Origin of the sequence: Neisseria sp., from assembly GCF_030530745.1 — a bacterium.
Taxonomy (GTDB): domain Bacteria; phylum Pseudomonadota; class Gammaproteobacteria; order Burkholderiales; family Neisseriaceae; genus Neisseria.
The window spans coordinates 129605-154340 of sequence record NZ_JAUMUI010000001.1; the positions used below are offsets into that span (position 1 = coordinate 129605).

The following is a 24736-nucleotide window of genomic DNA, read 5'->3' on the forward strand; positions in this document are numbered from 1 at the left end:
TGCTTTCAAGACAGGTTTTGCAGGGTTTCCAGCACTTCCTGCGCATGGCCGGCCACTTTCACTTTGCGCCATTCGCGGATGATTTCGCCGTTGCGGTCGAGCACGAAAGTGCTGCGCTCGATTCCCAGCGATTCTTTGCCGTAAAGTTTTTTCAGCTTGATGACATCGAACATTTTGCACACGGTTTCGTCGGCGTCGCTCAACAGTTCGAACCGGAAACCCTGTTTGGCGCAGAAATTCCGGTGCGACTTCACGCCGTCGCGCGAAATGCCTACTACGGTATAACCCAATGCTTCAAACTGCGCCAGGCGGGCGTTGAAGTCCAAACCTTCGGTGGTGCAGCCCGGCGTGCTGTCTTTCGGGTAGAAATAAACCACCAGTGGCAGATGTTCGGACGACACGAAATCGCGGCCGACGCCGGAAGGCAGGGTGAAGTGATATGACATATTTGCCCTTTCTTGCGGAAATGTTTTCAGACGGCCTTATCTTATATCATTTCGGGCAGGTGCCAAAAGCCTTGCCTTATATAGCGGATTAAATTTCAAATAAGACAAGGCAGGCAGTGCAAATAAAGGCAACACCGTATTACTTGAAATCCAACCGCTGCCGGCCGTCTGAAAATTCCGCTACGGCTTTACACGCTCCTTTATAATGTGCGCAATTCGTTAGAAAAAGGAAAACGAAATGGGCGTTTTAAACAGTTTGTTGGGAATGGCGGTGCTGATTGCGATTGCAGTGCTGCTCTCCACCAACCGCAAAGCCATCAATATCCGCACGGTGGCGGGCGCGTTTTTGATCCAAGTGGCGCTGGGCGCGTTGGTGCTGTATGTGCCGTGGGGGCGCGACGGCCTTTTGGCGGTGTCCGAAGGCGTGGGCAAGGTGATTGCCTACGGCGGCGACGGCGTGAGCTTTTTGTTCGGCGGTTTGGTGTCGGACAAAATGTTTGAGGTGTTCGGCGGCGGCGGTTTCGTGTTCGCCTTTCGCGTGTTGCCGATGATCGTGTTTTTCTCGTCGCTGGTGGCGGTGCTGTATTACATCGGCGTGATGCAGATTCTGATTAAAATCATCGGCGGCTTTCTGCAAAAAGTGCTGGGTACGTCGAAAGCCGAATCGATGTCGGCAGCGGCGAACATTTTCGTAGGCCAAACCGAAGCGCCGCTGGTGGTGCGCCCGTTTATCCGCAAAATGACCGAATCGGAGCTGTTTGCCGTTATGAGCGGCGGCTTGGCTTCGGTGGCCGGCTCCGTGTTGGGCGGCTACGCGCAGATGGGCGTTCCGCTGCCCTACCTGATCGCCGCTTCGTTTATGGCCGCGCCCGGCGGCCTGCTGTTTGCCAAACTGCTGGTTCCGGAAACCGAAAAACAGCAAACCGAAACGGAAATCGACGCCGCCGCCGATGAAGAAGAAAAACCCGCCAACGTGATTGATGCGGCTGCGGGCGGCGCGGTAACGGGCGCGCAGATTGCCATAGCGGTAGGCGCTTCGCTGCTGGCGTTCGTGGCCTTAATCGCCATGCTCAACGGCCTGATCGGCGGCGTGGCGGGCTGGTTCGGCTACGGCGGCCTGACCCTGCAAACCATTTTGGGCTGGCTGTTTGCGCCGCTGGCTTGGGTAATCGGCGTGCCGTGGCACGAAGCGGGCACCGCAGGCTCGTTAATCGGCCAAAAAGTGGTGGTGAACGAATTTGTGGCCTATTCCGAATTCGTGAAATACTTGCGCCCCGAATCGGCCGTCAAGCTGAGCGAAAACACGCAGGCTATTATTTCGTTTGCCTTGTGCGGCTTCGCCAACCTGGGTTCCGTCGCCGTGCTGGTGGGCGGCCTGAGCATTATGGCACCCAACCGCCGCAAAGACGTGGCGCGCCTCGGCCTCAAAGCGGTGGCGGCCGGCTCGCTGTCCAACCTGATGAGCGCGGTGATTGCCGGTTTGTTTATCGGTTTGTCGGGCGCGGCCATTATCGGTTGAAACCAGGGCATGTAGTCAGAAAGCGTTGCGGCGGTATTTTTGGTTAAAATCCGCACCTGCGGCGTTAAAAATGCTCGCAAGATGTCCAATCTTGCTGCGCTTTTTGCCTTGCATCTGCGGATTTTTCCTCAAAAAACCGCTTCGCAAACCTTCTGACTACACGCCCTAAATAAGGCCGTCTGAAAACCTGTTTGCCTTCAGACGGCCTGCTTGATTTATAAAAGGAAACAACAATTTATGTTTACCGGCATCGTTCAGGGCATGGGGCGCATCGCCGCCGTGCACGCGCCCTCCCCCGACTTTCGCACCTATACCGTCGAGCTGCCCGAAGAAATGGCGCACAATCTGCAAACCGGCGCTTCTATTGCCAACAACGGCTGCTGCCTCACCATCACCAAAATCAACGGCAGGCTGGTGGATTTCGACCTGATGGACGAAACGCTGGCCAAAACCAACCTCGGCGCACTAAGCGTGGGCAGCCCCGTCAACCTCGAGCGCGCCGCCCGCTTCGGCGACGAAATCGGCGGCCATCTGATGAGCGGCCACATCATCGCCACAACCACCGTTACCCGCATCGAAGAGAGCGCGCACAACCGCACCGTATGGTTTGCCCTGCCGCCCGAATTAAAGCCCTATATCCTTACCAAAGGCTTCGTGGGCTTGGACGGTTGCAGCCTCACCATCGGCAGCGTAACCGACGGCGAATTCAACGTGCACCTGATACCCGAAACCCTGCAACGCACGCTGTTCGGCAGCCGCCGCGCGGGCGATGTGATCAACATTGAGATCGACCCGCAAACACAGGCAGTGGTAGACACAGTAACCCGCGTGCTGGCGCAGCGCTAACCGCAGCTTTGCAAAAGTACAAGGCCGTCTGAAACGTTTCAGACGGCCTTTTTCAAACCTGACGGCGGCATCAAATAAAATTCAGGCGAAATCGCCCCATAATGCCTGCATGGCAGCGATAGCCGCCAGCGCGGCGGTTTCGGTGCGCAAAACGCGCGGGCCGAGTTTGACCGATTCGAAACCGGCATCAAACGCCGACTGCTCTTCCGCCGCCGTCCAACCTCCTTCGGGGCCGGCCATCAAAACAATACCCTGCGGATCAGGCTTGATGCTGTTCAAACTGCGTGCCCGGTTAAGGCTCATCAGCAGGCGCGAACCCTCGGGCAAACCTGCCAAGGCTTCGCGGTAAGGCAACAGCGGCAGCACTTTCGGCACCACGTTGCGCCCGCTTTGCTCGCAGGCCGACACCACAATATCCTGCCAACGCGCCGAACGCTTGTCGGCCCGCTCGCCGCTCAAACGCACCACGCAACGCTCGCTCAACACCGGCCTGATTTCGGCAACGCCCAATTCCACACTTTTTTGCAGGGTGAAATCCATACGCTCGCCGCTGGAAACGGCCTGCACCAGCGTAATACGCAGCGGCGATTCGTTGTCTGCCCCTTCTTCGCGCAAAATCTCGGCCTGCGCGCGGCGCTTTTCCAAAAGCGCCAAACGGGCGGGATAAGCCTTGCCGTTGCCGTTAAACAGCACGATTTCTTCATGCGCGCGCGTGCGCAGCACATTCAGGTGGCGCACCACATTATCGGGCAAATCAAGCAATTGGCCGGAAGATAAAGCATAGGGGACATAAAAGCGTGGCATTGTGTTGGTATCGTCGGCTGAAAAAAGTTAATATTGTCGTTTTCAGGCCGAAATGGCAAGCATTTAATCTTTAAGGATACATCGTGTTAAACAGACTGCATATGCTGGTGCGTGAAGTGGCGCAAACCGAAGTGATGCCACGTTTTCTCGACGTGGGCATCAGCCGCAAAGCCGACGGTTCGCTGCTGACCGAAGCCGATTTGGCCGCACAGGCGGCATTTGCAGCCAAACTGCCCGCGATTATCGACTGCCCCATGCTGGGTGAAGAAATGCCTCCGCAGCGCCAAAACGAATTATGGCGGTATAACAGGCAAGGATTATGGGTGGTCGACCCCATCGACGGCACCAACAACTTCATCAACGGCCTGCCGCATTTCGCTTTATCGTGCGCCTTTATCCGCAACGGCCGCCCGCAACTGGGCGTGATTTACAGCCCCGTAAGCGACGAATGCTTTTACGCCGAACGCGGCGGCGGCGCGTTTCTCAACGGCCGCCCGCTGCCGTTGCGCAATGTGGGTAAACAGCTGCACGAAGCCATCGCCGGCGTGGAAATCAAATACCTGCGCTCGGGCAAACTTTCCAGCCGCATGAACACGCTGGCGCCGTTCGGCAGCATACGCAGCATGGGCAGCAGCACGCTGGACTGGTGCTATCTGGCTTCGGGCCGCTACGATATCTATGTGCACGGCGGCCAAAAACTATGGGACTACGCCGCCGGCGCACTGATTTTTGAAGAAGCAGGCGGCAAACTGGCCACCTTGGAAGGCGATGATTTCTGGAGCGGCGAGCATGTGTTCAAGCGTTCGGTGATTGCGGGTTTGCAAGATGAATTGTTTGCAAAATGGCTGAAATGGATTCGCGAAAACCAATAACGCCGCCCTGCCCCGCGCATGGCCTGCAAACGGCCTCTTAACAAGCCGTATGAATAAACCGCATAAAACACAAAAACTTCCTGAAAATTATATTCAAAACGATTATGCTATTTGCAAACAAACAACAATGAACGTAAATTGTGAAAATAATTGCACAGATTAACGCCATTTAAAGCTAACTGGTTTAGAATGCAAACCGCTGGCACCGCTAACGCCTTTTCTCTCCCTTGAGGCGGGTGCCGGTAAGACGTTTTCCCGCAATGTATTGGCCATTCATACTTCTCCCTTGGTATGAATGGTTTTTTTTATCTGCAGAATACCGCCCTGCCGTTTTTTACGGTTAAAGCCGTCTGAAACACCCAACCGTCGTCATGCTCGGGCTTGACCCGAGCATCTTCTATTTCTTTCGAAACAATGAGATGCTCGGGTCAAGCCCGAGCATGACGTAAGGGCTTTACAATATCGGCTAATTTTGTACAGGCCTCAGGCCGTCTGAAAACGGCGCCGGAAACCTGATTGCGCCGAATCCTATCCCCAAAGCCCCAACCTTAAAAGCCTCCCGAAACCTCCCCGCCGCCGCAACCGCTTATGCTATGATTCAAACCGTTTATCAACCCTGTTTTCAAAGGAAAAAACATGTCTTGGTCGGCAGCAGACAGCGCTTCGCTTTACGGTATCCGCCATTGGGGCGACCGCTATTTTTCAGTGGGTGAAAACGGCCGCGTGATGGTGCGGCCGAACGACCAAAGCAGCACAGAAGTCGATTTATACGGCTTGGTGGCGCAACTCAACAGACGCGGGCAGGATCTGCCCATGCTGTTCCGCTTTCCCGATATCCTGCAAGACCGCGTGGCGCGGCTGTGTGCGGCGTTCAACCGTTCCATACGCAAAAACAGTTATCAAGGCAGATATACGGCGATTTATCCGATTAAGGTCAACCAGCAGGAAAGCGTGGTTAAAAACATCATCGTACCGAAAAACAGCGAGGTTTCCATCGGCCTCGAAGCCGGTTCCAAACCCGAGCTGATGATTGTTTTGGCGTTCGCCCCCAAAGGCGGGACCATCGTGTGCAACGGCTATAAAGACCGCGACTTCATCCGCCTGGCGCTGATGGGGCAACGGCTCGGCCATCAGGTATTTATCGTGATTGAAAAAGAATCCGAAGTGGATTTGGTGATTCAAGAATCGCAAAACCTCGGCATCAAGGCCAATATCGGCCTGCGCGTGCGACTTTCTTCACTCTCGTCGAGCAAGTGGGCCGACACCGGCGGCGAAAAAGGCAAGTTCGGCCTTTCCGCCGCGCAGCTGATTTCCGCCGTGGAAAAACTCACCGCCGCCAATCTGGCCGACACGGTCAAACTGATGCACTTTCACATGGGTTCGCAGATTTCCAATATCGCCGACTACCGCATGGGCTTCAAAGAAGCCGTGCGCTATTTCGCCGAGCTGCGCGGCCTGGGGCTGCCGATTGAGTATGTCGACGTGGGCGGCGGCCTCGGCGTGGACTACGACGGCACGCACTCGCGCAATGAGAGCTCCATCAACTACGACATGGGCGAATATTCGCACACCATCGTTTCGATGCTGGCCGAATACTGCAACGAACACAACGTGCCGCACCCGCATATTTTTTCGGAATCCGGCCGCGCCATGACCGCGCATCACGCCGTGCTGGTGATGAACGTTACCGATGTCGAACGCCTGCCCGAACAGGTTCCCGAAACCTCCGGCGAAGAAAACCTTTCTTTCGCCACCAAAAAGCTGATTGCCTGTCTCGACATCAACGACAGCGAAATGGTTACCGAAACCTATTACCGCATCGGCCACTATCTCACCGAAGTAACCGAGCTTTATCTCGAAGGCAAAGTGCCGCTGAAAGAAAAAGCGCTGGCCGAACAGCTCCACGCCGTATTGTGCCGCCGTCTGAAAAACCAGCTTCAGGCAGACCGGCGCTCGCAGCGTCAGGTTTACGACGATTTAACCGACAAACTGGCCGACAAATATTTCTGCAACTTCAGCGTGTTCCAAAGCCTGCCCGACACTTGGGCCATCGGCCAGGTGCTGCCCGTTATGCCGCTGCACCGCCTTAACGAGCGCCCTACCCGCCGCGCCGTATTGCAGGATTTAACCTGCGATTCAGACGGCAAAATCAGCCAGTATGTTGATCAGCAAAGCATAGAATCCAGCATGAGCGTGCACGATTTAATCCCCGGCGAACCGTATGTTTTGGGCGTGTTTATGGTGGGCGCGTATCAGGAAATCCTCGGCGATATGCACAACCTCTTCGGCGACACCGATTCGGTCAACGTTTATGTGCGCAACGACGGCAGTATCGAATTTGCCGGCATGGAAGAACACGACACCATCGAGGATATGCTGCATTATGTGCACCTTTCCACCAACGAAGTGATCAACAAATTCGAAGAAAAAACCCGCTGGGCGCAATTGCAAGCTGCCGAACGCAGGCTTTACACCGCCGAATTTCTGCACGCGCTCAAACAAAGCAGCTATCTGAGTACCGAAACGGAAGACGGAATCTAAAAAAGCTGAGACCTTTGCGAAACTGCTTTGTCCGTTTTCAAACCTCTGCGTCATGATCAGGCTCGACCCGAGCATCTTCTTGTTTTAAAAGAAAAAGATATACCCGGGGCAAGCCCGGGTATGACGAAATAGAATAAACTCAGGATTAAAACGGCTGTTTTGCAAAGGTCTCAGGCTGCCGATATTTTTTTGAACTGCACCCCCAAAGTCGGACACCCTCCGACTTAGAAAGGTGCAGTTCATTTTTTCAGACGGCCTCATACATCCGATCGAGCCGGATTAATCCTCATACGCTTCCATGGGCGGGCAGGAGCAAACCAGATTCTTGTCGCCGAACACGTCGTCCACACGGTTGACGCTCGGCCAGAATTTGTGTTCGCGCACATAGGGCAGCGGGAACACGGCTTCTTCGCGGCTGTAGGCGCGGTTCCATTCGCCGGCCACGTCGGCGGCTGTGTGCGGCGCGTTGATGAGCGGGTTGTCGTCTTTCGGCCACTCGCCGTCCTGCACTTTTTTCACTTCCTGCCTGATGGCTTTCAGGGCGGCGGTGAAGCGGTCGAGTTCGGCTTTGCTTTCGCTCTCGGTCGGCTCGATCATCAGCGTGCCGGGCACGGGGAACGACACGGTGGGGGCGTGAAAGCCGTAGTCCATCAGGCGTTTGGCGATGTCGGTTTCGGTGATGCCGCTCTCGGCTTTGAGCGGGCGCAGGTCGACGATGCACTCGTGCGCCACGCGGCCGTTTTTGCCGGTGTAGAGAATCGGGTAATCTTCTCCCAGTTTTTTCGCCACATAGTTGGCATTCAACAGCGCCCACTGAGTGGCCTGCTCCATGCCCTGTTTACCCATCATGGTGATGTACATCCAGGTAATCGGCAGAATGCCTGCCGAACCGTAGGGCGCGGCGGAAACGGCACCCATGCCCTCGGCAACGCCTTCTACGGGCGTTACGCTGTGGCCGGGGGCAAACGGGGCGAGGTGGGCTTTGAGGCCGATGGGCCCCACACCCGGGCCGCCGCCGCCGTGCGGGATGCAGAAAGTTTTGTGCAGGTTCATGTGCAATACGTCGGCTCCGACTTCGGCAGGCTGCATGATGCCGATTTGGGCGTTCATGTTGGCGCCGTCCATATAAACCTGACCACCGTGATCGTGGATGATGCGGCAGATGTCGCGGATACCTTCTTCATACACGCCGTGGGTGGAGGGGTAGGTAATCATCAGCGCGCCCAAGCGGTCTTGATGCTCGGCGGCTTTGGCTTTCAAATCGTCAATGTCGACGTTGCCGTTTTCATCGGTTTTCACCACCACAACCTTCATGCCCATCATATGTGCGGATGCCGGGTTGGTGCCGTGGGCGGACTGGGGAATCAGGCACACGTCGCGGCCGGGTTGGCCGTTGGCTTCGTGGAAGCGGCGGATGGCCAGAAGGCCGGCGTATTCGCCCTGCGCGCCGGAATTGGGTTGGAGCGAAACGGCATCGAACCCGGTAACGGCTTTGAGCTGCTCCTGCACATCGTGCAGCAGCTGCGCGTAGCCCCTGGTTTGTTCCGACGGGGCAAACGGGTGGATATTGGCGAATTCGGGCCAGGTAATCGGGACCATTTCGGCAGTGGCGTTGAGCTTCATGGTGCAGCTGCCCAGCGAAATCATGCTGCGGTTCATCGCCAGGTCGCGGTCTTCCAGCTTTTTCAGGTAGCGCAGCATTTCGTGTTCGGTGTGGTAGCGGTTGAACACTTCGTGGGTGAGGATTTCATCGCTGCGCAGCAGGTTTTCAGGCAGCCTGAAAACCGCTTCGGCAGGCAGGGTGAGCGTGTTTTTGCCGCTGAACAGGGAATACAGCACCGCCAGCTCTTCGCGGGTGGATTCTTCGCTGAACGCCACGGCGATGCGGGTGCTGCCGGCGCGGCGCAGGTTGTAGCCCGCATTCAGTGCGCTGCGGTAAGTTTCGTCTGCCTTGGTTTCATTGCCGCACTCCACCAGCACAGTGTCGAAAAAGACTTCGTGCACCACATTGAGGCCGTCTGAAACCAGCGCGTCGGCAAAGGCGGAAGCCAGTGCGTGGATGCGTTTGGCAATGCGCTTCACGCCTTCGGGGCCGTGGTAAACGGCATACATGCCGGCCAGGTTGGCCAGCAGTGCCTGTGCGGTGCAGATGTTGGAAGTGGCTTTTTCGCGGCGGATATGCTGCTCGCGGGTGGAGAGCGCCATGCGCAGCGCGGGCTTGCCGCGTGCGTCTTTCGATACGCCGATAATGCGGCCGGGGGCGGAGCGTTTGTATTCGTCTTTAAACGCGAAATAAGCCGCGTGCGGGCCGCCGAAGGCCATCGGCACACCGAAGCGCTGGGTGCTGCCCAAGGCGATATCCGCCCCCAGCCCGGCAGGGGATTTCAGCAATACCAGGCTCATCACATCGGCGGCAACGGCCACAACCGCGCCTTTTTCTTTCAAACGGCCGATAACTTCCTGCAAATCGGCAACATCGCCGTCTTTGCCTACGTATTGGAACAGCGCGCCGAAGAAATCGCCTTCGGAGGCCGTCTGAAAATCCCCGACAACCAATTCGAAACCGAAATATTTGGCGCGGGTCTGCATCACATCCAGCGTTTGCGGATACACGCGTTCGTCTACAAAAAAGCGGTTGCTTTTCACCTTGCTCACGCGCTTGGCCATCGCCACTGCTTCAGCGGCGGCAGTGGCTTCATCCAGCAGCGACGCGCCTGCGGTATCGAAGCCGGTCAAATCCAAACACACCTGCTGAAAATTGAGCAGCGCCTGCAGGCGGCCTTGGGCGATTTCGGCCTGATACGGCGTGTAGGCGGTGTACCAGCCTGGGTTTTCCAGCACGTTGCGCAGAATCACGTTCGGCAGGCGGGTCGGATAATAGCCCAGCCCGATGTAGCTTTTGTTCACTTTATTGCGCACGGCAACCGCTTTGATTTTCGCCAGCGCGTCGGCTTCGGTGAGCGCCTCAGGCAGCTTGAGTTCGGACGGCATACGGATGCTTTGCGGCACGGTGTTGCCGATAAAGCCCGCCATATCTTTTTCGCCCAACGCCGATAGCAGCGCGGCTTCGTCGTTAAAGCTGATATGGCGGGAGGCGAATTCGTTGTTGTCAAACAATTCGTTGAAATTCATGGATTTTCCTTTGTATGCGTAAAAAAGCGGCCTGCGCACGGCCTGCTGTTTGAAACGGGGGTAATTTTAAACGCTTTTGCGGGTTTGACGGGAGTTTTCTTAAATAGAAATTTCCCTAGAGAAACATTGCCGACATTTTATCATTTTGAGTAGATTTAATCAGAAAATAAAAATATTTTGGGGCTGACGTAGATTAGCAGTCATGATAGGCTGCTAAAATGAAAATAACCCATTGTAAATTAAATAAATCCGTACAGAAAAAGCTGCTTGAATTTTTTGTACTGGAAGTTACCGCCCGTTCCGCTGCGGATATTCTAGGCATCCAGCCCAACTCGGCCATGCTGTTTTACCGCAAAATCCGCCAAGTCATCGCCTATCATTTGGCAGTGCATGCAGAGGAAGTCTTTGACGGTGCGGTGGAGTTGGACGAAAGCTATTTCGGCGGACAGCGCAAAGGCAAACGCGGCAGGGGTGCGGCAGGCAAAGTCGCCGTCTTCGGCATCCTGAAACGGCAAGGCAAAGTGTTTACCCTTGTGGTTGATAACACCGGTCAGGATACTTTACTTCCTGTTATCAAAAAGAAAATCATGCCGGACAGTATCGTTTATACTGATTGTTACAAGAACTATGACGTACTGGACGTAAGCGGTTTTATCCACCACCGCATCAACCATTCCAAACAGTTTGCACAGCGCCAAAACCACATCAACGGCATTGAAAATTTTTGGAACCAGGCCAAACGCATTCTGCGCAAGTACAACGGAATTGATCGGAAATCTTTCCCACTGTTCTTGAAGGAATGCGAGTTTAGGTTTAACTTCGGCACACCAAGTCAGCAGCTCAAAACGCTGCGAAAATGGTGTGATGTTTAGAGCTAATCTACGTCAGCCCCAATATTTTTGTCAATCAATTATCATAACATGATGAATAATTTAAATTATTTATTGACCTATTTGGCAGAATTGCAGACAATCCCCCTTTACAAAAAATACCTGTTCAAAACCAAACTCAATCCGCTTAACTTAAAATCCGTTTTTTAAAGGAGGTTATTTTGCATAACGACATTTTATATCAACAAGCAGTTGCTTACAGTTTGGAACATAATTTTCATAAAAAATTTTCCGAAGATCTCAACAAGCTAAAATCCGACTCGTTTGTTCTCAGCCAGATCGAAATTGACAACCTTCTGCCGGACACGCCTACTGAAACAGGATTTGTTCATGATTCCGACATTCCGACAACCTCAATTTCCCTGCTTGCCTACCTATATGCACTGAACCTTTATCCGGTTGTTTATGAAGGCGAAAACAATGGGCATCTGATTCGCCATGTAGTACCTAGAAAAGGACTGGAAAAACAGATAAGTTCCTACGGTTCAAATGAAACTTTTTATCCCCATGTAGACAACCCCGATTTACAGCTGCGCAATGAGCCGCTTCAAAGGTCAATTAAAACTCCTTCCCCCGATACGCTAACCCTGCTCTGCTTAAGGCAGCATGAAGGTGTTGCAACCAGCATTTTATTATTAAACGATATACTGACTTTTTTATCTGAAGAAGAAAAACAGCTCTTGCAAGACCCTGTATTTTCAGTTAGCAGACCCGCCTCTTTTGCCGGCAGCCATACTACGGAAAATCTGCCCCTATTGATTCAACAATCTGACGGATCTTACATTTCCCGATTTGACTATCACAATATCTCCACACAATACAGTCATGGCCATATCAGTGCCTTAGAAAAATTCAAGCACATTTCAACAGATGAAACCATTTGGAAAGCCTTTTACCTCCAACCGGGACAGGCCGTTACGTTTGACAATCAAAAAACGTTACATACGCGCAACGGTTTCAAGCCCTATTTCAACGGTAAAGACAGATGGCTTTTGCGCGTATTCGGCCTGTATCACAAACCTTCTGACTGCTGCCTGGTTCCCGGCTCCAAACACCATTTGAAAACCCTGTAATTTTTAAATTTACCTCTCGATTCTTTATTCAAAACAGATAGGATTAATATGGACGCTATTTTTGTAGACGGCAGCATCATTGCCGAATATTTTTACATCGGTTTGGCTTTGTTGGTATTGGCATCTTTGGTGGCAGGCTATATTGATGCCATAGCAGGGGGTGCAGGTTTGATTCTTATTCCCGCTTTCTTAATGGTCGGGCTTCCTCCGCAAGTGGCATTGGCCCAAGAAAAACTGGTCAGCACAATCGGCACTCTGGCTGCCATCAAAAACTTTATGAAAAGCAGCTCGATTGTTTGGAAAATTATACCCGTGGGCATAATTTCCGCGTTAATCGGTGCCTATATCGGAGCAGAAGTTATCTTAATGCTTCCAGCGCATATAATCAGTTATATTATTCTCGCTTTTCTGCCTGTCGGCCTTTTCGCCACTTTGTTCAAAGGTAAATTACTTGCCAAAGCCGACAACAGCGCAGGCAGCGAAATTAAAAAATCTGCCGTTGCAGTTTTCATTACCTGCTTGGTAGTAGGTTTTTACGATGGTTTTTTCGGCCCGGGAACAGGCAGCATTTTTATTATTGCGTTATTTATTATTAATAAATTAACTCTGCTACAGGCATCGGCCACTTCGAAGATTTTTAATTTTGCTTCCAATATCGGTGCATTCGTGGCTTTTTTAATCGCCGGAAAAATGGCTTTTTTAATCGGCATTCCGATGATTCTTGCCAATTTGGCAGGCAATCATTTCGGCAGTTTGCACGCAATCAACAGTAATGGTGAAATTATTAAGAAAGTTTTAATCGTTACCGTAGGCTTGATTATGTGTACTATGATTTATAAAGCCTTTTCGGGATAAAAATCTTAAAGATTTTCAATGGAAAACGGAGGCCGTCTGAAATTCAGACGGCCTTAAAGTATTTTTGCAAGGGCTTCCATTTCCTTTTCTTCGGGTAAACAGGCAACCGGCATTTCGGTTTTCAGGCCGTCTGAAAAGGTGGGACTGCCAATCCCAGGTTTTTCAACAAAGTTACAGTTTCAAACACGGGCAGACCCATCACACCAGTAAAGCTGCCGCGCAGGTTTTCCACGAATATCCCGCCCAAGCCTTGAATGCCGTATGCGCCGGCTTTGTCCATGGGTTCGCCGCTGGCAATATAGGCGGTGATTTCGGCTTCGCTCAGGGGTTTGAAAGTAACGTCGCTCTGCTGCATCAGGGCGCGGGTATCACCTTGCCAATAAACGCATACGGCCGTTAATACTTGGTGAGTGGTGCCGGAAAGCCGGCGCAGAATATCGGCGGCATCGTCTGCTGATTGGGGTTTGCCGATAATGTGGTTGTGCAGTGCGACGGTGGTATCGGCACTCAGCAGCGGGTATTCGGGTGTAAAAGGATGTTGTGCCTGCCAATAAGCAACGGCAGCGGCGTTTTTTTCAAACGCCATTCGCGCTACATAAGCGGCTGCGGCTTCATGCAGATAAGGGGTTTCGTCGATTTCTGCGCGCAGACGGGCAACAGTGTAGCCGAGGTTCTCGAGAATTTCACGGCGGCGCGGGCTGCCTGAGGCAAGGTAAACCGTGTTCATTTACCTTGCCCTTCGACGGCGCCGCGCTGCATACGGTCGAGCAGCCGAATAGGCAACAGGCGGCGCAGATACCAAAACAATACGGTGGGAAAGGTAACGAGATAGCGTGCTTTAGGCCGCTCGGCAGTGAGGGCTTTTACGCACACGGCGGCACAATCGGGCGACGACATGGTGAAAGGCGCCACCGCACCTTCCGCTTCTAGGCGGTTAAGCTGACGGCGGTAGTTTTCGGCGTGAAAACTGGATCCGATGTCGATATATTGGTGCAGTTTTTTCAAGGCGTTGGGGCGGAAGCGGGTAGCAATCGGACCGGGTTCGACCAAGCTGACAAAAATACCGCTACCGTAGGTTTCGTGGCGCAGCGTGTCGCACATGCCTTCGAGTGCGAATTTGGTGCTGTTGTAGGCGCCGCGCCAAGGCATGGCCGAAAACCCCAAAATGCTGCTGTTCACCAAAATCCTGCCGTGGCCTTGCTGCCTGAACACCCGCATGGCCAGGCGGATACATTCCCATGCGCCGAAAACATTGGTTTCAAACTGCTCGCGCAGGGCTTCGCGCGGAACGTCTTCCACTGCACCGACCTGGCCGTAGCCTGCGTTGCTGAACAGGGCGTCGAGCCTGCCGCCGGTTAGTGCCAACAGGGAGTCGAAAGCGGTTTGTATGCTGTGGCTGTCGGTAACGTCCAGTTGCAGTGCGTCGGTCAAACCTTCGTTGCGCAAGCGCCCGACGTCTTCAGGGCGGCGGCATGTTGCGAACACGCGCCAGCCGAGTGCGTGCAGCTGTTTGGCAGTATCGTAACCGATGCCGCTGGAGCAGCCGGTGATTAAGATGGTTTTCATAGCATTAATAACGGTTTGATAAGCGTGGGATAAGTATAGTGGCTTAAATTTAAAAGAAGACAAGGCGGCGAAGCCGCAGGCAGTACAAATAATACGGAACCGATTCTGTTGCCGCTTCAGCGGCTTACAAAACCGTTCTCTTTGGGCGAAGGCGGGGCAACGCTGTACTGTTGTAAATTTAAGCCACTACAGCGAAAAAACTTTATTTCTGCCACGGCGTTGCTGCGCCTTGCCGTACTACTGTACTCTGCGGCTTGCTACCTTGTGGCAAAAATAAGTTTTTCCGCTATATAAATGACAATTTGGGCGTACGGCCGCCGCGCCGATGCCGTTGTGTGTAGGCGGCATTCAATATTTGAATGCATGTGTGCGAAGAAGGTTTCGTGCCCTATGCCGATTAGTCTTTTGAATTCGATGCCTGTGAGTCTTGTACCGGTTTCGTAACTTATGAAACCAGTTTAAAAAACCGGCAGTTTCGCAAGAAGTCTCTCTCTCTATATATATATATCCAACCGCACTAACCGATGTTGTCGGCCATAGCCGCCTGCTCGCTTTCCAATTTTTTCTCCATCATCACCGCCAGCTGTGCGGCTACGCCCTGCTCTATTTTGGTCAGGCTGTCCGCGTGGGCTTCGTGATAAGCCTCTTCCAACGCAAATGCAAAGCCGACCGCATCAGTGCCGCCGTGGCTTTTAATCACCACGCCGCGCAGTCCGAGAAAGATGGCGCCGTTGAAGCGGCGGGGGTCGAATTTGTTTTTAAAACCTTTCAGCGCCGGCATGGAAACCAGTGCGGCGGCTTTGGTGAACACATTGGCCTGAAATTCCTGCTTGATGGCGCCGCCCATAAACTTCACAGCGCCTTCTATGGTTTTCAGCACGATATTGCCCACAAACCCGTCTGCCACAATCACATCGACCTTGCCGGAAAACACTGCATTGCCTTCCACGTTGCCGACAAAGTTCAGGTTGCTTGCCTTCAGCAGCTTGAACGTTTGCTTAACGGTTTCGGTGCCTTTGATGTCTTCCGTACCCACATTCAGCAAACCCACGCGCGCACGGCCGTTTTCGGGGTAAAGGGCTTGGTAAAGTTCGCTGCCGATGACGGCAAACTGCATCAATTGCTCTTCGGTGCAATCGACATTGGCACCCAAATCCAGCATCAATGTCATGTGGTCGTTGGAAGACGGCAGAAATTTGGCAATGGCGGGCCGCTCGATGCCGGGAATGGTTTTCAGCACGAAACGCGCCGTCGCCATCAGCGCGCCAGTATTGCCCGCCGACACAGCAGCCTGCGCCAAGCCTTCTTTCACTTGGTTGACGGCGATGCGCATCGAAGAGTCTTTTTTGTTTTTCAACGCCAACTGCGGAGCTTCGTCCATTTCCACCACTTGGGAAGCGTGCTGCACGGTGATGCGCCCCATCGGCGCATGGGCGGCGGCAAGCGCGGCTTTCACACGCTCCTCGTCTCCCACCATAATCAGATTCACGTTGTTCTGCCGGTTTAGAAAGGCCACGGCACCGGGAACGGTAACGTTCAATCCGGCATCGCCGCCCATGGCATCAACGGCCAAAGTAATCATTCATGTTTCTCCGTATGTTATACAAATGTTTCAGACGGCCGGGCTTCACGGCCGCAAAACCTGCGCTCATTCTGCAGCCTGCGCTGCCAGGCGGTTGTGCCCGTCGATATCTTCGGCATCCCACGGGTAGTTGATCCACCAGTCGGGCACGGTCAATCCGCTGAAATAAGGCATATTTTCAGGCAGTTTGCCTTGTTTTTCTTTGATTTTCTCATGCAAAACGGCAATACCCACAGTGCCGAACTGCTCTTTGGCCAATTCATTGAGGCAGAATTCAAGCGTAACACGGCTGTCGTCCACCTCATCCACCACCAGCACGTTTTTACCGCGCAGGGTTTCAGGCATGGGATCCAGCCATTGGATTTTTTTCACGCAGTCGGTTACCCGGCCTTCGTTATCGCTGTCGTAATAGGCGGTGGTAACGGCGTAAATCGGAATTTCCAAAAAACAGCGCAGAATCCGAGCCGGAATAAAACCGCCGCCACCGATAGCTATCATGGCATCATAACGCACGCCCGAGGCTCGGATTTTTTCTGCAAGTTGCTTGATAACGCGGTGGATATCGTCGTATGTATACCAGATTTTCTTTTTCATCATAACAAACACCGGCAATACCGCAGGCATATACCTTCAAAGTAAAATTTCAAACTGTCTGATTTATTGATATGTCAAATCTGCGGCGTTTAACGCAAAAAAGCCAGTAATTGCGGTTGAAAGGCAATCTTCTGGCTTTTGTTCATAGTCGGGATCTAGAGTGGGTTACTCGCCTTTGGCTTTCACCACTTTGCGGCCGCGGTACATACCATTGGGGGAAATATGGTGCGGGCGGTGCACTTCGCCGGTAGCGCCGTCAACCGACAGGGCGGGCGCGGTCAGAGCATCGTGCGAGCGGTGCATACCGCGGCGTGAGGGGGATTTTTTGTTTTGTTGAACGGCCATTTCAAGCTCCTAAAATATAAAAACTGTAAAACCGGGTCAGCGGCTGCTTTTCAACCCTGCCAAAACGGCAAACGGGTTGGGTTTGTCTCGGTTGACCTCTCCGACGGCGGCATTGCCGCAGTTTTCATGGCGGGGCGAAAACGGCAGGGCCATCAGGATTTGGTCTTCCACCAAAGTGCGCACGTCGAGCGTTTCTTCCGCCACCATGCCTTCCAAGTCTTCGTCGGAAAGCATGGCCGAATCCAAACCGGCTTCGTCGGCAAACAACACGATACGGCCGGTTTCGTTGAAATCGAACTGCATCGGCTGCATACACCGCTGGCACACCAGCGGCACGCTGCCGGTTACGCCCAAATCAAGAAACAAACGCCCGAAGCGGTCTTGCCCGCCCTGAAGCGTGAACAATACCTCGGCCTGTTTGTCGGCAAAATATTCGTGCGACCAAACGCGTTCGTCCAACTGGTTCAGCAAAAACCTGCCTTTAAGGTTCTGCTTTTCTGCGGCGAAGGCGGCGGGATCAATCAAATCAAGGTCTGACATAAACGGAACATGATATAATTTTATTGTTTTAACGTCAATGTTTTTACACACATGAATGCAAATCTGCCGCTTATTTTAGGCTCGGGTTCGGTGTTCCGCCAAGCACAGCTGCAACGCTTGGGGGTTTCGTTTCAAACGGCCCGTCCCGATTTCGACGAAACGCCCGTGCCCGGCGAAACCGCCGAGCAAACCGCCTTACGCCTTGCCGTCGGCAAAGCCCGCTCGCTGGCCGGAAAATTTCCGCACGCGCTGATTATCGGCGCCGACCAAGTGGCTTGGTGCAACGGCCGCCAGCTCGGCAAGCCGATGAACGTCGCAAACGCACAACAGATGCTGGCTCAATTAAGCGGGCAGCGTATTGAATTTTACAGCGCACTCTGCCTGCTCAACACCGTTTCAGACGGCCTGCACACCCACGTTGATAAAACCGTGGTTACCATGCGCGAATTGAGCGGCAGGCAAATCCGCCGTTACCTGGAGCGCGAACCCGATGCAGTTTACTGCGCCGGCGCAGCCAAAAGCGAAGGCCTGGGCGCGGCGCTGCTGGAACGGATAGACAGCACCGATCCCAACGCCCTCATCGGCCTGCCGGTTTTCAAACTGGTTGAGTTTCTGGCGGCGGAAGGTATGGAAGTTATTTAACAACAATCAGACCAAAAAACCTTTATAAAACCACTTTGAGGCCGTCTGAAAATATTTTCATCAAGTTTCCTTTTCGGTTGAGACCCCGCCATTTATGGCAGTAGAATTTGGGTTTATCGGGGTGTAACCCTTTCCCAATCAGGGAAACACGTAGGGCGGCGCTTTATGTGTCGTCCTGTGTGTTGAAACATTTAGATAAAATAGCCCGTTTTTTTCAGACGGCCTGATCAAACCGGCCGGTTTGCCGGTTGCACCGAAAGCCCGAAACCATGCCCGCCATACTCTATCTCATTCCCACCCCGCTCGGCGCACCCGACACACCCTGCCTGCTGCCGCACGAACAGGCACAAATCACCGGCTTGACCGATTTCGTAGTCGAAGCCGAAAAAACCGCCCGCGCCCACCTGAAGCATTTGGGCGTAACCGCGCCGATACGCGAACTGAACCTGCAAACACTCAACGAACACACCGACATCAAAACCCTGCCCGATTTGCTCAAACCGCTGCAAGAAGGCCGCAGCATGGGCATAGTCAGCGAAGCCGGCTGCCCTGCCGTGGCTGACCCCGGCGCCAATCTGGTGGCGTTGGCGCACGGGTACGGCTTTGAAGTGCGGCCCTTGATCGGCCCGTCCAGCCTGCTGCTGGCTTTGATGGCATCGGGTGCCAACGGTCAGAATTTTGCATTCAAAGGTTACCTGCCGTCTGAAAAAAGCGAACGCATCCATGCTTTAAAGGCATTGGAGCAGCGTTCCCGCCAGCATAACGAAACCCAGTTGTTTATCGAAACACCCTACCGCAACGACGCCCTGCTGGCCGATGCTGTCGGAACACTCTCTCCCACCACCCGCCTGTGCACCGCCAGCGATTTAACGCTGCCTTCGCAAACCATCATCAGCCGAACCGTGGCCGACTGGCGCAAAAACGGCACATTGCCCGACCTGAAAAAACGCCCCACCATATTTGTTGTGCACGCTCGCTGACTACGGTGCAGGCGGCCGCTTCCCCAACCGTTCATTTCCATCATGTCTTGCCAAACGGAAACTCTTTACCTATAATGCACGGCTTATTCGGAATGTAGCGCAGCCCGGTAGCGCACTTCGTTCGGGACGAAGGGGTCGGAGGTTCGAATCCTCTCATTCCGACCAACAAACAATTCAGGCAGCTTTGGCAATCCAAAGCTGCCTGTTTGCTTAGAGGCTGCCCTGCCCCCGGTTATTAATATTTGGGAAACCGGGCGGATTATCTTACAATAGCCGTTATCCGCAAACCATCATAAAGGCGTTACCATGCAGTATGCCAAAATTCTCGGCACAGGCAGCTATTTGCCCGCCAACCGCGTCAGCAACGATGATTTAGCCAAAAGAATCGATACTTCCGACGAATGGATCACCACGCGCACCGGTATCAAATTCCGCCATATCGCCGACGATAACGAAAAAACCAGCGATTTGGCCGTTGCCGCCGCGCACAATGCCTTGGCAAGCGCCAACCTGCCCGCCGGAGAGCTTGATCTGATTATCGTCGCCACTTCAACGCCCGATATGATTTTTCCTTCCACCGCCACCATCGTGCAGCAGAAGCTCGGTATCGGCAGCAGCGGCTGCCCCGCTTTCGACGTACAGGCCGTGTGCGCAGGTTTTATGTATGCCGTCACCACCGCCAACGCCTACATCAGAAGCGGCATGGCCAAAAACGTGTTGGTAATCGGCGCGGAAACCTTCAGCCGTATTCTCGACTGGAACGACCGCACCACCTGCGTGCTGTTCGGCGACGGCGCAGGAGCGGTGGTATTGGGTGCATCCGACGAACCGGGCATCATCCACAGCAAACTGCAGGCCGACGGTAACTACCTTGACCTGCTCAAAACCCCGGGCCAAGTGGCAAACGGCCGGGTTTTGGGCACCCCTTTCCTAACCATGGACGGCCCCGGCGTATTCAAATTCGCCGTAAAAATGCTGGCGAAAGTGGCCGACGAAGTGATCACCGAAGCAGGCTGCACTGCCGATCAAATCGACTGGCTCGTGCCGCACCAAGCCAACAAACGCATTATCGAAAGCACCGCCAAACATTTGGGGCTGGACATGGAAAAAGTGGTGCTGACCGTGCAGGAACACGGCAACACTTCCGCAGCGTCTATTCCGCTCGCCTTAGACAGCGGCATACGCAGCGGCCAAATCAGCCGCGGCCAACACCTGCTGCTCGAAGGCATAGGCGGCGGCTTTGCCTGGGGCGCGGTGCTGTTGAAATACTAACCGTTTGAAAACAATACAAACCATTAAAAAAACAACATTCAGGCCGTCTGAAACACAGCAGCAAACCGAATATTTTCAGACGGCCAAACAAAAAACGAATAAAACGACGGCGGCCAACCAGCGAGCAGGGGAAGCTCCCGTCCGCCCAACCATAATTTACCAAACACATTACGAAAATGACCAAACAAATACATTACGGCACAGTAACGCACTGGTTCGCCGGGCTGCAACGCGGCTCGGTGGTTTCCGATGATCACGGCGCGCAGCGGATTCTGCTCGAAGCCTCATCTTTAAGCCGGCACTACGCCCACCCGAAAAGCGGCGACCGCATCAGTTTCTGCCTGCATCAAGACGCCAAAAACCGCTTGTGCGCAGAAGGTGTGTCGCTTCTGCCCCCCTTAAAGGAAAATGAACGGGTGGAAGTAACACTTACCGAATGGGATTTCAGGCAAAACGGCGGCTACGGCATCCACCAAGTGCAGCGCAGTTCCCCGATTTTTATTTTGGGGCAGTTTTTAAACGACCAAACCCGTATTCCCGAAACCGGCGAAGTTTTGGAAGGCAGGCTGGTCAAACACGGCAACGGCCAATGGCTTTTGGTGGAAGCCGACATTATCGGCAGGCCGTCTGAAACCGCACCGGACACAGCACAGCAACCCTCCGCCACTGCCGCCGAAGAACAACCGCAAACCGAAACCGGCCGCGCCGGCGGCCCGCAAATCTCTGGCGGCACCGATACCGTACAACACGGCACCGCCGGATCCGACACGCCCGCCCTGCCCGCCAACCGTGTTTTAAACGGTGAAATCATCAGTTGGGACGACGAAAAAGGCTACGGTTTTATCCGCACCGCAAAAAAACAAAGTGTGTTTTTCCACATTTCTGCGTTCCACTACACATCGCAGCGGCCGCAGGCCGGGCAGCAAGTGAGTTTCTACTGCAACCGCCCCGTCGGCAGCGAACCGCAGAAAGCCCTGAAAGTGGTGTTGAGCGGCCACGAGGCCTCGCTGTTTTCCGACCGCCCCTACGATTACCACGAGCTGAACCTGAATATGCGCAAATTTTTGTGTTACGGACTGAGCGGAACGGTTTACCTGCTGGCCGTTAACCATTATTCCACCAAACTGGCCGCGTTTTACCTGCTTGCCAGCGCTGCCGCCTTCTGGCTTTACCGCAGCGACAAGCAAACCGCCGTTACCCAAGCCGGCAAAACAGGTTATCTGGGGCGTGTGCCGGAGAAAAAGCTGCACCAAATCGGCCTGATCGGCGGCTGGCCGGGCGCTCTTTTGGCACGCGGCACTTTCAACCACAAAACCGGCAAAGCATCGTTTATCCGCGTTTTCTGGCTGGTGGCGGCAATCAATATTGCCATCACCTATGCTCTGCTGATACATTATGCCGATAATCCGCTTGCTTCATTGTTAAAAAACTAAAGGATTGCTATGTCTTTCGCATTTTTCTTTCCCGGCCAAGGTTCGCAGAGCCTCGGCATGATGAACGGTTTCGACGGCACCGCCGTTGTGAAGGCCACTTTCGACGAAGCCTCCGCCGTGCTCGGCCAAGATTTGTGGGCGATGATTAACGGCGGCGATGCCGCCCCCATCAACGAAACCGTCAACACCCAGCCGCTGATGCTGGCCGCCGGCGTGGCCACTTACCGCGCCTATCTCGAAGCAGGCGGCAAAGCTCCCGCCGTAGCGGCCGGGCACAGCTTGGGCGAATACACCGCATTGGTGGTTGCGGGCGCATTGGATTTTGCCGATGCCGTCAAACTCGTGCGCCTGCGCGCCGAGCTGATGCAGAGCGCCGTGCCGCAAGGCGAAGGGGCGATGGCCGCCATTTTGGGGCTGGACGATGATGCGGTGCGCGAAGTTTGCACCGAAGCCGCCCAAGGCAGCGTGGCGGAAGCCGTCAACTTCAACTCGCCCGGCCAAGTGGTGATTGCCGGTGCCGCCGCTGCGGTCGAGCGCGCGATGGAGCTTGCCAAAGAAAAAGGCGCCAAACGCGCCTTGCCGCTGCCTGTTTCGGTACCCTCGCATTGCAGCCTGATGAAGCCTGCCGCCGAAAAACTGGCCGAAGCATTGAAAAACGTAGTGATCAAAACACCGCAAATCCGCGTAATCCACAATGCCGACGTAGCCGCCTACGACGATGCCGAAAAAATCAAAGACGCCTTGGTACGCCAGCTTTACAGCCCCGTGCGCTGGACCGAAACCGTCAACGCGCTGGTTGCCGAAGGCATTACCCAATCCGCAGAATGCGGCCCCGGCAAAGTATTGGCGGGCTTGGCCAAACGTATCAACAAAGAAGCCTCGTGCAGCGCGCTGACCGATACCGCGCAAGTGGCCGCTTTTATCGAATCACAAACCTGATAACAGAACTTTTCAGACGGCATGAAACACTAATGCCGAGACCTTTGCAAAAATAGGTTTTAGTCCTGAATTTATTTATGTTTCATCATACCCGGGCTTGTTCTGGGTATCTGTTATTTCTTTTGAAACAAAAAGATACCTTTGCAAACCTCCAGATGTGGATACAGTTCAAGGCGTAGCAGCGCAGCGGGCGCAGACATAAACATAGAGTCAGGCAGGCGGGCGGGCAGCGCGCAACGCAGAAATGCGCCGCAGATGGGGGGTAAAGGTCTCAAAAAGATGCCCGGGGCAGGCTCGGGCATAACGCAGAGGTTTTAAGTTGTTGGAAGGAGTTTTGCAAAGGCCTCATGCCGTCTGAAAATCCGATCCATCCCATCATGAATACCGTTAGAAAAAGCCGGGTTCTGCTGCTTACAGAACCCGGCTTGAAAAGGCTGTTTGAGAAATGTCCAAGTATCGGGAGGTGGTCTCCCCCGTTTCAGACGGCCTGTCAACCAACCCTTCTTTTGTGCCGTAACCAATCACGATGCTTCAGCAGGACGCTGCTTGGTATTGATACGCAGAGTACAGAATGCGGCCAAACCCAACAGAACACCGGCGCACATCATTGCATTGGTGGGATTGGCGCCCAACACATGATTGAAAATCGGACCGAAGGTAACGGTTTCAATCAGCATCGGAATCACAATCATCATATTGATGATGCCCATATACACGCCGTAACGCTCTTTGGGCACTTCAGCCACAGCAATCAAAAACGGCACGCCCATAATCGAAGCCCAAGCGATACCGAAACCTATCATCGGCAGGAACAGCATATATTTATTGGTGATGTGCGGGAAAGTCAGCAGGGCAGCTGCGGCCAATATCAAACACAGGGCATGAACTTGTTTTGCACTGTATTTTTTGGCCAACGCCATCAGGCCGAAAGCGGAAATAAAGGTTACGATGTTGTACCAGCCGTTTACCAAGCCCGTCCAGCCCACTGCCTGCTCGAAACCTGCTTTGTCGGCAGGCGTGGCGCCCCACACCGATTTGGCGATACTGAGGGTAACGTATTGCCAGTAGATAAACATGGCATACCACTGGAACAGGTAAACCAAAGCAAGCTGCCACAGGGGTTTGGGCATTTCCTTGATGGCCGAGGCGATTTCCGTTACAGCGGCGACAAGGCCTCGCGGTTTGGCGCGCATCTCTGCCAGTTCTTCGTCGCTGGGGCGGATTTCGGGGGTTGAGAATACCGAGATTAAAACCGAACCGATGGAGCAGACGGCACCGACATAAAACGAACCGTATACCCAATAGGGAATGCCGGATTCGGAAGTGCCGGTAATCCATTGCTGGAAGAAATACAGCGACACGTTGGCCAGCGTGATGCCCAAACCGGTAAACACCGACTGCATCAGAAAGCCGGTGGGCTGTTGGTTATCGGGCAGTTTGTCGGCGATAAACGCACGGTAGGGTTCCATGGCGGTGTTGTTGCTGATATCCAAAGAGCCACAACATCAGCACGGCCATCCACAGCGCGGTAACGTGCGGATAGAAAAACAGACAGATACTGCACCCGATGGCGCCGATTAAGAAATAGGGGCGGCGGCGGCCCAAGCCGTTAACCCATGTGCGGTCGCTCAAAGCGCCGATCAAGGGCTGCACCAAGAGGCCGGTTACGGGGCCGGCCATATTGAGAATCGGCAGTTGGCCGGGGTCGGCATTCAGAAAGCTGAAAATCGGATTGATGGCGGTTTGCTGCAAACCGAAGCTGTATTGGATGCCGAAAAAACCGAAGTTCATCAGCATAATCTGGCGCAGCGTCATCGCCACACGGTGGTCTATTCTCATGATTGAAGACTCCTTTTAATTGAAAA

General features: G+C 53.8%; 21 protein-coding genes, 1 tRNA gene and 1 pseudogene. 13 read left to right on the forward strand and 10 right to left on the reverse strand.

Annotated elements, in window-relative coordinates:
- Positions 1-5 precede the first annotated feature (5 nt).
- Positions 6-446, reverse strand: a complete 441-nt coding sequence (locus Q3970_RS00620; RefSeq protein WP_303098680.1) for a peroxiredoxin — start codon at positions 444-446, stop codon at positions 6-8.
- Positions 447-684: 238 nt separating this feature from the next.
- On the opposite strand from Q3970_RS00620, the gene Q3970_RS00625 reads away from it, so the two are divergent.
- The gene (locus Q3970_RS00625; RefSeq protein ID WP_303098681.1) at positions 685-1965 is read left to right on the forward strand and encodes a NupC/NupG family nucleoside CNT transporter; all 1281 of its coding nucleotides are present in this window, start codon (positions 685-687) and stop codon (positions 1963-1965) included.
- A 237-nt stretch (positions 1966-2202) separates the two neighbouring features.
- A complete protein-coding gene (locus tag Q3970_RS00630; protein WP_303098682.1) occupies positions 2203-2811 on the forward strand; it encodes a riboflavin synthase subunit alpha in 609 nt (202 codons plus the stop codon).
- Between the two features lie 81 nt (positions 2812-2892).
- Here Q3970_RS00630 and Q3970_RS00635 read toward each other — a convergent pair whose 3' ends face one another.
- Positions 2893-3615, reverse strand: a complete 723-nt coding sequence (locus Q3970_RS00635; protein ID WP_303098683.1) for a 16S rRNA (uracil(1498)-N(3))-methyltransferase — start codon at positions 3613-3615, stop codon at positions 2893-2895.
- An 83-nt stretch (positions 3616-3698) separates the two neighbouring features.
- Here Q3970_RS00635 and Q3970_RS00640 point away from each other — a divergent pair, with 83 nt between their 5' ends.
- Positions 3699-4487, forward strand: coding sequence for an inositol monophosphatase family protein (locus Q3970_RS00640; protein ID WP_303098684.1), 789 nt, complete (start codon positions 3699-3701; stop codon positions 4485-4487).
- A gap of 636 nt (positions 4488-5123) precedes the next feature.
- On the forward strand, positions 5124-7028 hold the full coding sequence (gene speA, locus Q3970_RS00645) for an arginine decarboxylase (protein ID WP_303098685.1): 1905 nt from the start codon (positions 5124-5126) through the stop codon (positions 7026-7028).
- A gap of 279 nt (positions 7029-7307) precedes the next feature.
- On the opposite strand, the gene gcvP is transcribed toward speA, so the two are convergent.
- A complete protein-coding gene (gene gcvP / locus Q3970_RS00650; protein ID WP_303098686.1) occupies positions 7308-10160 on the reverse strand; it encodes an aminomethyl-transferring glycine dehydrogenase in 2853 nt (950 codons plus the stop codon).
- A gap of 218 nt (positions 10161-10378) precedes the next feature.
- On the opposite strand from gcvP, the gene Q3970_RS00655 reads away from it, so the two are divergent.
- The 3 genes from Q3970_RS00655 to Q3970_RS00665 all read left to right on the forward strand — a co-directional run bounded on the left by Q3970_RS00655 (position 10379) and on the right by Q3970_RS00665 (position 12978).
- Complete coding sequence (locus Q3970_RS00655) at positions 10379-11032, forward strand: IS1595 family transposase (protein ID WP_303098687.1); 654 nt, start codon at positions 10379-10381, stop codon at positions 11030-11032.
- A gap of 179 nt (positions 11033-11211) precedes the next feature.
- A complete protein-coding gene (locus tag Q3970_RS00660; protein WP_303098688.1) occupies positions 11212-12123 on the forward strand; it encodes a TauD/TfdA family dioxygenase in 912 nt (303 codons plus the stop codon).
- Between the two features lie 48 nt (positions 12124-12171).
- Positions 12172-12978 carry a TSUP family transporter gene (locus Q3970_RS00665; RefSeq protein ID WP_303098689.1) on the forward strand — a complete coding sequence of 269 codons (807 nt, stop codon included), beginning with the start codon at positions 12172-12174 and terminating at the stop codon, positions 12976-12978.
- A 121-nt stretch (positions 12979-13099) separates the two neighbouring features.
- Here the strand turns inward: Q3970_RS00665 and Q3970_RS00670 are convergent, their stop codons facing one another.
- The 6 genes from Q3970_RS00670 to Q3970_RS00695 form a co-directional block, all read right to left on the reverse strand.
- On the reverse strand, positions 13100-13705 hold the full coding sequence (locus tag Q3970_RS00670) for a nucleoside triphosphate pyrophosphatase (protein ID WP_303098690.1): 606 nt from the start codon (positions 13703-13705) through the stop codon (positions 13100-13102).
- The gene (locus Q3970_RS00675) at positions 13702-14544 is read right to left on the reverse strand and encodes an SDR family NAD(P)-dependent oxidoreductase (protein WP_303098691.1); all 843 of its coding nucleotides are present in this window, start codon (positions 14542-14544) and stop codon (positions 13702-13704) included. Before Q3970_RS00675 ends, Q3970_RS00670 begins: the two co-directional genes overlap by 4 nt.
- A 517-nt stretch (positions 14545-15061) precedes the next feature.
- Positions 15062-16126, reverse strand: a complete 1065-nt coding sequence (gene plsX / locus Q3970_RS00680) for a phosphate acyltransferase PlsX (protein ID WP_303098692.1) — start codon at positions 16124-16126, stop codon at positions 15062-15064.
- A 66-nt stretch (positions 16127-16192) separates the two neighbouring features.
- The gene (locus Q3970_RS00685) at positions 16193-16720 is read right to left on the reverse strand and encodes a phosphoribosyltransferase (protein ID WP_303098763.1); all 528 of its coding nucleotides are present in this window, start codon (positions 16718-16720) and stop codon (positions 16193-16195) included.
- Positions 16721-16885: 165 nt separating this feature from the next.
- Positions 16886-17065: a 50S ribosomal protein L32 gene (rpmF, locus tag Q3970_RS00690; protein ID WP_003785213.1), complete on the reverse strand. Its 180-nt coding sequence runs from the start codon at positions 17063-17065 to the stop codon at positions 16886-16888.
- Between the two features lie 36 nt (positions 17066-17101).
- Entirely contained in the window at positions 17102-17605 is a 504-nt protein-coding gene (locus Q3970_RS00695; RefSeq protein WP_303098693.1) for a DUF177 domain-containing protein, read from the reverse strand.
- A gap of 51 nt (positions 17606-17656) precedes the next feature.
- Here Q3970_RS00695 and Q3970_RS00700 point away from each other — a divergent pair, with 51 nt between their 5' ends.
- From Q3970_RS00700 to fabD, 6 genes are all read left to right on the forward strand, one after another.
- Positions 17657-18247 carry a nucleoside triphosphate pyrophosphatase gene (locus Q3970_RS00700; protein WP_303098694.1) on the forward strand — a complete coding sequence of 197 codons (591 nt, stop codon included), beginning with the start codon at positions 17657-17659 and terminating at the stop codon, positions 18245-18247.
- 269 nt (positions 18248-18516) lie between these two features.
- On the forward strand, positions 18517-19227 hold the full coding sequence (locus Q3970_RS00705) for an SAM-dependent methyltransferase (protein WP_303098695.1): 711 nt from the start codon (positions 18517-18519) through the stop codon (positions 19225-19227).
- Positions 19228-19315: 88 nt separating this feature from the next.
- Positions 19316-19392, forward strand: a tRNA-Pro gene (locus Q3970_RS00710).
- A gap of 141 nt (positions 19393-19533) precedes the next feature.
- Entirely contained in the window at positions 19534-20499 is a 966-nt protein-coding gene (locus tag Q3970_RS00715; RefSeq protein WP_303098696.1) for a beta-ketoacyl-ACP synthase III, read from the forward strand.
- A gap of 176 nt (positions 20500-20675) precedes the next feature.
- Complete coding sequence (locus Q3970_RS00720) at positions 20676-21932, forward strand: DUF1294 domain-containing protein (protein ID WP_303098697.1); 1257 nt, start codon at positions 20676-20678, stop codon at positions 21930-21932.
- Between the two features lie 9 nt (positions 21933-21941).
- The gene (fabD, locus tag Q3970_RS00725; RefSeq protein ID WP_303098698.1) at positions 21942-22871 is read left to right on the forward strand and encodes an ACP S-malonyltransferase; all 930 of its coding nucleotides are present in this window, start codon (positions 21942-21944) and stop codon (positions 22869-22871) included.
- A gap of 521 nt (positions 22872-23392) precedes the next feature.
- On the opposite strand, the pseudogene Q3970_RS00730 reads toward fabD, so the two are convergent.
- Positions 23393-24710: pseudogene (locus tag Q3970_RS00730) on the reverse strand (MFS transporter).
- Positions 24711-24736: the final 26 nt, after the last annotated feature.

Excerpts from the sequence above, each read along its gene's own strand:
- gcvP (WP_303098686.1), bottom strand. The coding sequence starts at position 10,160 with ATGAATTTCAACGAATTGTTTGACAACAACGAATTCGCCTCCCGCCAT.
- plsX (WP_303098692.1), bottom strand. The coding sequence starts at position 16,126 with ATGATTACTTTGGCCGTTGATGCCATGGGCGGCGATGCCGGATTGAAC.
- Q3970_RS00620 (WP_303098680.1), bottom strand. The coding sequence starts at position 446 with ATGTCATATCACTTCACCCTGCCTTCCGGCGTCGGCCGCGATTTCGTG.
- fabD (WP_303098698.1), top strand. The coding sequence starts at position 21,942 with ATGTCTTTCGCATTTTTCTTTCCCGGCCAAGGTTCGCAGAGCCTCGGC.
- Q3970_RS00720 (WP_303098697.1), top strand. The coding sequence starts at position 20,676 with ATGACCAAACAAATACATTACGGCACAGTAACGCACTGGTTCGCCGGG.
- Q3970_RS00675 (WP_303098691.1), bottom strand. The coding sequence starts at position 14,544 with ATGAAAACCATCTTAATCACCGGCTGCTCCAGCGGCATCGGTTACGAT.
- Q3970_RS00695 (WP_303098693.1), bottom strand. The coding sequence starts at position 17,605 with ATGTCAGACCTTGATTTGATTGATCCCGCCGCCTTCGCCGCAGAAAAG.
- Q3970_RS00670 (WP_303098690.1), bottom strand. The coding sequence starts at position 13,705 with ATGAACACGGTTTACCTTGCCTCAGGCAGCCCGCGCCGCCGTGAAATT.
- Q3970_RS00635 (WP_303098683.1), bottom strand. The coding sequence starts at position 3,615 with ATGCCACGCTTTTATGTCCCCTATGCTTTATCTTCCGGCCAATTGCTT.
- Q3970_RS00685 (WP_303098763.1), bottom strand. The coding sequence starts at position 16,720 with ATGAAAAAGAAAATCTGGTATACATACGACGATATCCACCGCGTTATC.
- Q3970_RS00655 (WP_303098687.1), top strand. The coding sequence starts at position 10,379 with ATGAAAATAACCCATTGTAAATTAAATAAATCCGTACAGAAAAAGCTG.
- rpmF (WP_003785213.1), bottom strand. The coding sequence starts at position 17,065 with ATGGCCGTTCAACAAAACAAAAAATCCCCCTCACGCCGCGGTATGCAC.
- Q3970_RS00705 (WP_303098695.1), top strand. The coding sequence starts at position 18,517 with ATGCCCGCCATACTCTATCTCATTCCCACCCCGCTCGGCGCACCCGAC.
- Q3970_RS00715 (WP_303098696.1), top strand. The coding sequence starts at position 19,534 with ATGCAGTATGCCAAAATTCTCGGCACAGGCAGCTATTTGCCCGCCAAC.
- Q3970_RS00665 (WP_303098689.1), top strand. The coding sequence starts at position 12,172 with ATGGACGCTATTTTTGTAGACGGCAGCATCATTGCCGAATATTTTTAC.
- Q3970_RS00700 (WP_303098694.1), top strand. The coding sequence starts at position 17,657 with ATGAATGCAAATCTGCCGCTTATTTTAGGCTCGGGTTCGGTGTTCCGC.
- Q3970_RS00630 (WP_303098682.1), top strand. The coding sequence starts at position 2,203 with ATGTTTACCGGCATCGTTCAGGGCATGGGGCGCATCGCCGCCGTGCAC.
- Q3970_RS00625 (WP_303098681.1), top strand. The coding sequence starts at position 685 with ATGGGCGTTTTAAACAGTTTGTTGGGAATGGCGGTGCTGATTGCGATT.
- speA (WP_303098685.1), top strand. The coding sequence starts at position 5,124 with ATGTCTTGGTCGGCAGCAGACAGCGCTTCGCTTTACGGTATCCGCCAT.